Origin of the sequence: uncultured Ruminobacter sp. (assembly GCA_902764345.1) — a bacterium.
In the GTDB taxonomy this organism is placed as follows: Bacteria; Pseudomonadota; Gammaproteobacteria; order Enterobacterales; family Succinivibrionaceae; genus Ruminobacter.
In genome coordinates this window covers 1-5,273 of record CACWVT010000081.1, presented here as the reverse complement: position 1 = coordinate 5,273, position 5,273 = coordinate 1, and the positions used below count along the sequence as shown (strand labels likewise).

Genomic DNA, 5,273 nt, shown 5'->3' with positions numbered 1-5,273 from the left:
ATAAATTCTGCTATGATGCTGAAAAGACCAACTGGATGAGCGCAACTGTTACTACCCTTGATAAGCGGGTCATTCCGTACATCACAGCAATATGCAAGCGTGACCCGTTTTCGGGCGGAGTAGTCACGGGTGGGATCGTAACCTGCCGTGATTCATCGTGGCTGCTGTCATGGACTATCAACCGTCAGCCGCAGTTCCGCAGTCAGCCTAAGGATCAGTGTCTTGTATGGGTATATGCCCTTTTCACTGACAGAAACGGTGACTATGTGAAGAAGCCGATGCGTGACTGTACAGGCAAAGAAATATGTATGGAATGGCTGTATCATCTTGGAGTACCCATTGACGAGATAGAGGATATAGCAGAGAACAGCTGCAATACCGTTCCTGTAATGATGCCCTATGTGACAGCATTCTTTATGCCCCGTCAGGCAGGCGACCGTCCCGATGTTGTGCCGAACGGTGCTGTCAATTTCGCATTTCTTGGACAGTTTGCTGAGACCAAGCGTGATACTATATTCACTACCGAATACTCTATACGCACAGGAATGGAGGCTGTCTATACTTTGCTCGGAATAGACAGAGGCGTTCCCGAGGTATGGGGCAGTACATACGATATCCGTGATCTGCTCAATGCGACTATAGCCCTGCGTGACGGAAAGCCTCTTACTGCCGATACAGGTCTGCTCGCAAATGCGGCAATAAAACCGCTGCTGAAAAAGATACACAGCACTGATATAGAAAAGCTGCTGCTTAGATATAATGTCATCGGACTTCCCGAATCGGACGAAGAAAATGTTTCGGAGAGACACATAAACAAGAAAAATTTTGTAAAAGCGGGTGCAGGAGCAGTCGCAGTCGGAACAGCTATAGCAGTTGCTAAAAAAGTTAAGAACAAAAAGAAATAAGCATAAATTGCCATAAACTTCTCCTTATTCAGATACGAGGACGCTGTCGTTTTCAGACAGTGTCCTCTATTTTTGCTATTGACAAAAAGTCATTTTTATGGTACAACGTTTGTATAATGAGGAAAGAAGGCGTATGAGTGGCGAATCTGACAAAGGAAGCAATTAAAAAATCGCTGATAAAGCTGCTGAACGAGCGTCCCATAAACAAGATAACCGTCAAGGATATCGTTGAGGACTGCGGCATAAACCGCAACAGCTTCTACTACCATTTTGATGATATACCTTCACTTCTTGAGGAAATGATAAACAGAGAGGCTGACAGGATAATTGCAGAACACTCCCGTATTGAGAGCATCGAGGAATGCCTTGAGGTCGCTTTTTCCTTTGCACTTGAAAACAAAAAGGCTGTTCTGCACATACATAATTCCCCGAACCGTGAAATATATGAGAGTTACCTGTGGAGAGTCTGTGAGCACGTTGTAAGGACTTACTTCAATACAGCATTCGCAGACCGTCCCATTGACGAAGCTGACAAGGAGATACTTATCCGATATCATAAGTGCGAGTGCTTCGGTCAGATAATCGGCTGGCTCAGCAGCGGTATGAAATACGATATCCAAGCTGACTTTCATCGTATATGTGAGCTGAGAAAAGGCTCAGTCGATTTGCTATACAAGTAAAAATTTAGTCACTTGAGCGTATCTGTCCAAAGAATTGGCAGATACGCTTTTTTGTATGTCTACGGCAAGCAGCAAATATGCTATGATGACTACAGTACCGCAGAGTGCTGTTTACAGCGGTAAACAGGGTTTGCGCTTTGCGGTGCCACCAGACACTACTTTTACGGAGGTGAAGAACATGAAAAGCGAGAAATATATCCGCACAGCAAAAACAGGCTATATAATCATATCTGCGCTGATGTGCATACTGGGCATTGTTTTTACCGCAGTCCCCGACCTATCTGCAAACCTTATAGGCAGACTTTTCGGAGTGCTGATAGTACTTTTCGGCGTGATAAAGCTCATCGGCTACTTTTCAAAAGATCTCTACCGCCTTGCATTCCAGCATGACCTGGCACTTGGGTTACTTCTGATAGTTCTCGGGGGAATAATGCTCATAGATACCAATAATGTCCTGAATATCATCTGTATCGTAGTCGGGATATACATACTGCTTGACAGTCTGCTGAAAATACAGATCGCAATAGACTCCAAGCGCTTCGGTCTGAGCAAATGGTGGCTGATAATGACTGCGGCGATAGTTACGGGTATTGTTGGACTTATGCTGATAATACGTCCTGACGAGGGAGTGAGATTTGCAACTGTTCTGCTGGGAATTTCGCTGATATTTGAGGGTATCCTCAACCTTGTAACTGCTCTGACTGCTGTGAAGATAATGCGCAGCAGTCAGAGCAGCGATGACATTATCGACATAGAAATAAACGAATAGCAATATACCGTGAGCCGAAGCACTGACGGTAAACGGTATTATATATAAATGGTGCAGTATGTTATATACACATACTGCACTTTAATTGGAGGTGCTTTATGTATTCAGAGATCAACCCATATATCGAAAAACTGACTGAACTATCAGACAACAGTAACTCTATCAGTCCCGATATGTACAAAGAGCATAAGGTTTTCCGTGGACTTCGTGACCTTAACGGAAACGGAGTAGTCACAGGTCTTACCGAAATATCTCGGATAAAGGCAAAGAAAAAAACTCCCGATGGTGATGTTCCATGTGAGGGACAGCTTTTTTATCGTGGAATCAGTGTCCGTGACATAGTAGGCGGATTCTGGAACGAGCAGCGCTTCGGCTTTGAGGAGACCGTGTATCTTCTGTTGTTCTCAAAGCTGCCCGACGCTAAAGAGCTTGGGCATTTCTGCCGTACTCTTGCTTATATGCGTACCCTGCCCGATTCGTTTACAAGAGATATGATACTGAAAGCTCCCGGCAGGGATATGATGAATATTCTGTCAAGAACAGTTCTTGCACTTTATGCCTATGACGATGAGCCCGATGATACCTCTACTGCAAATGCTCTCCGTCAGTGTCTGCACCTTATTTCGGTATTTCCCATGCTTGCGGTCTACGGCTATCAGTCATATCTGCACTATCATCTCGGGCAGGACTTGTTTATCCGCAACCCGAGACAGGAGCTTGGAACTGCGGAAAATCTTTTGCATATGCTGAGAGAAAACGGCGAATATTCAGAGCTTGAAGCCCGTATACTCGACCTTGCACTTGTTCTTCATGCGGAGCATGGCGGCGGAAATAATTCCACATTCACAACTCATGTCGTCACATCATCGGGAACTGATACATATTCCGCAATAGCTGCGGCACTCGGTTCACTGAAAGGTCCTCGTCACGGCGGTGCAAATATCAAGGTGGTGAAAATGTTCGACGATATGCAGCAGACGATCGACACAAGCGACAGGTCTGCGGTCAGGGAATATCTTACGAAACTGCTCGATAAGGAAGCCTTCGACTGTGCAGGGCTTATCTACGGAATGGGACACGCTGTTTACTCGAGATCAGACCCGAGAGCTGATATCCTTAAACAGTGTGCCAAGGCTTTAGCAGTTGAAAAGGGCAACGAGGAAGAATTTGCACTGTTTGAGTATGTGGCAGAGACAGCTCCCGAGCTTATCGCCGAGAAGCGAAAAATGTACAAGGGAGTCAGCCCGAATGTTGATTTTTACTCGGGACTGATCTACCGTATGCTTGGTCTGCCTTACGAATTGTTTACGCCTTTATTTGCCGTTTCGAGGATAACAGGCTGGAGCGCTCACCGCATCGAGGAGATACAAAACAACGGGAAAATAATACGTCCTGCGTATATAAGCGTAAAGCCGGAGAGCAAGTATATACCTATCAACAGGAGGCAGTGACGGGGTATGAAAAAGCTCATTCTTTTGATCATACTGCTTTTTGCAGTCATGGACGTAGCTTTAATGTGGCTGTTGGTGAGAGGTGCAGATATGGAAACGACCGAACGGGCGGAGAGAAACGAAAAGGCTATTGAATTCTGGAAAAGTCACTGTGTTAATGGTAAATGTTCATGAATATATTCCTGATATTGACATTTCTGTTTGCCATCGGAGGAATGACAGGCTGGGTGATAGAGGTGTTCTACCGCAGATTTGTCTCACAGAAGCACTGGGTAAATCCCGGCTTCCTGACAGGCCCATGTCTGCCGCTTTACGGTGAGAGTCTGTGCATTTTATATCTGCTGGCACATTTGGAGGGCTATCTGTATATAGAGCCGGTCTGGTTGGAAAAACTTCTGCTGTTCATTATAATGTCCGCAGCCATAACCGCACTTGAATGCGTCGTCGGAGTAATTATGCTGGCAACTACTCATGTAAGGCTCTGGGACTACAGTGAGCTTCCGGGAAATATCCGCGGCATTATATGTCCGCTATTCACCTTTTTCTGGGGATTGCTCAGTGCAGTGTATTATTTTCTTGTCCACCCTCATATACTTGAAGCACTGGAATGGCTGTCGCAGAATCTGGCTTTTTCATTTGGAATAGGCTTCTTTTACGGTATATTTGTCATCGATCTTGCATACTCAACAAAGATAATAATGAAGATACGCAATTTTGCAGAGGAGAAACAAGTCGTTGTCAGATTGGAGGAGCTCCGTGAGCAGATCAATTACAGCATAGAGCGCAGAAAGCCTAAATTTGTGCTATCAATGAAAACTGAAAGACCGTTCAGGGAGGTGCTTGAAAAATATCTCAATAAGCCATAAACATGACATTTATATTAATTAATATGTGGTCAAAAGAATTGGAGAATATAATTTGACCGATAATTAAGTATATAGTCATATAATTCAAAAGGGGCTGGCTCAAAAGTGAAAAAGAGCCAGCCTCATAATTACGACAGAAAAGAATCTTTTTTTGAAAATCTGAGCAATGCAAAGCAGAGGGTATCGCTACTCTCTGTTTTTTTATGTTAAATTGTGGAAAAATCAGGCGGTCAATTTTTCGTTGGGTTTCTTTTTCTCGAAAAGATATGTTTTCGTTCTTTTTTGAATGATTTTGTTGTAGTACTTTTTGAAGTTGTACGCAAAGCAATGAAAAAGCATTTCGGTTTTGACATTCTTCTTTCCGCGGGTCAAAAATCGTCTGAAGCCATAGTCCTCCTTGAGCACGCCAAAAGCCCCTTCTACCTGTATAGAGCGGTTTATTCTTAGTGTGATTCCCTTTTCGCTTGTGATGTTATCCAGCGACTGCCGGCTGTATTTGTGGAAAAGTTTTGAATGTTCAAGCTTTCTGATGCCGTCCTTGCTTTTGGTGCATTGGTCGCGGTGAGGGCATTGATGACATTTCTCGGTGTAGTAAACTCCCT

Annotated in this window: 6 protein-coding genes; 5 read left to right on the top strand and 1 reads right to left on the bottom strand. The window is 44.3% G+C overall.

The genetic code is table 11. The features are described from left to right. The 5 genes from QZU58_RS09765 to QZU58_RS09745 all read left to right on the top strand — a co-directional run. Positions 1-905, top strand: a 905-nt coding sequence (locus QZU58_RS09765) for an oleate hydratase (RefSeq protein ID WP_294496374.1), incomplete at its 5' end; no start/stop codon positions are given. A 137-nt stretch (positions 906-1,042) separates the two neighbouring features. Next, complete coding sequence (locus QZU58_RS09760; protein ID WP_201427766.1) at positions 1,043-1,585, top strand: TetR/AcrR family transcriptional regulator; 543 nt, start codon at positions 1,043-1,045, stop codon at positions 1,583-1,585. Positions 1,586-1,667: 82 nt separating this feature from the next. Further along, positions 1,668-2,354, top strand: coding sequence for a DUF308 domain-containing protein (locus tag QZU58_RS09755; RefSeq protein ID WP_243411816.1), 687 nt, complete (start codon positions 1,668-1,670; stop codon positions 2,352-2,354). 98 nt (positions 2,355-2,452) lie between these two features. Continuing rightward, the gene (locus tag QZU58_RS09750; RefSeq protein ID WP_294496370.1) at positions 2,453-3,805 is read left to right on the top strand and encodes a citrate/2-methylcitrate synthase; all 1,353 of its coding nucleotides are present in this window, start codon (positions 2,453-2,455) and stop codon (positions 3,803-3,805) included. 164 nt (positions 3,806-3,969) lie between these two features. Continuing rightward, positions 3,970-4,671, top strand: a complete 702-nt coding sequence (locus tag QZU58_RS09745; RefSeq protein WP_201427763.1) for a putative ABC transporter permease — start codon at positions 3,970-3,972, stop codon at positions 4,669-4,671. 222 nt (positions 4,672-4,893) lie between these two features. Here QZU58_RS09745 and QZU58_RS09740 read toward each other — a convergent pair. Further along, positions 4,894-5,273 (bottom strand): transposase (locus tag QZU58_RS09740; protein WP_294496366.1); only part of this gene is annotated, 380 nt, incomplete at its 5' end.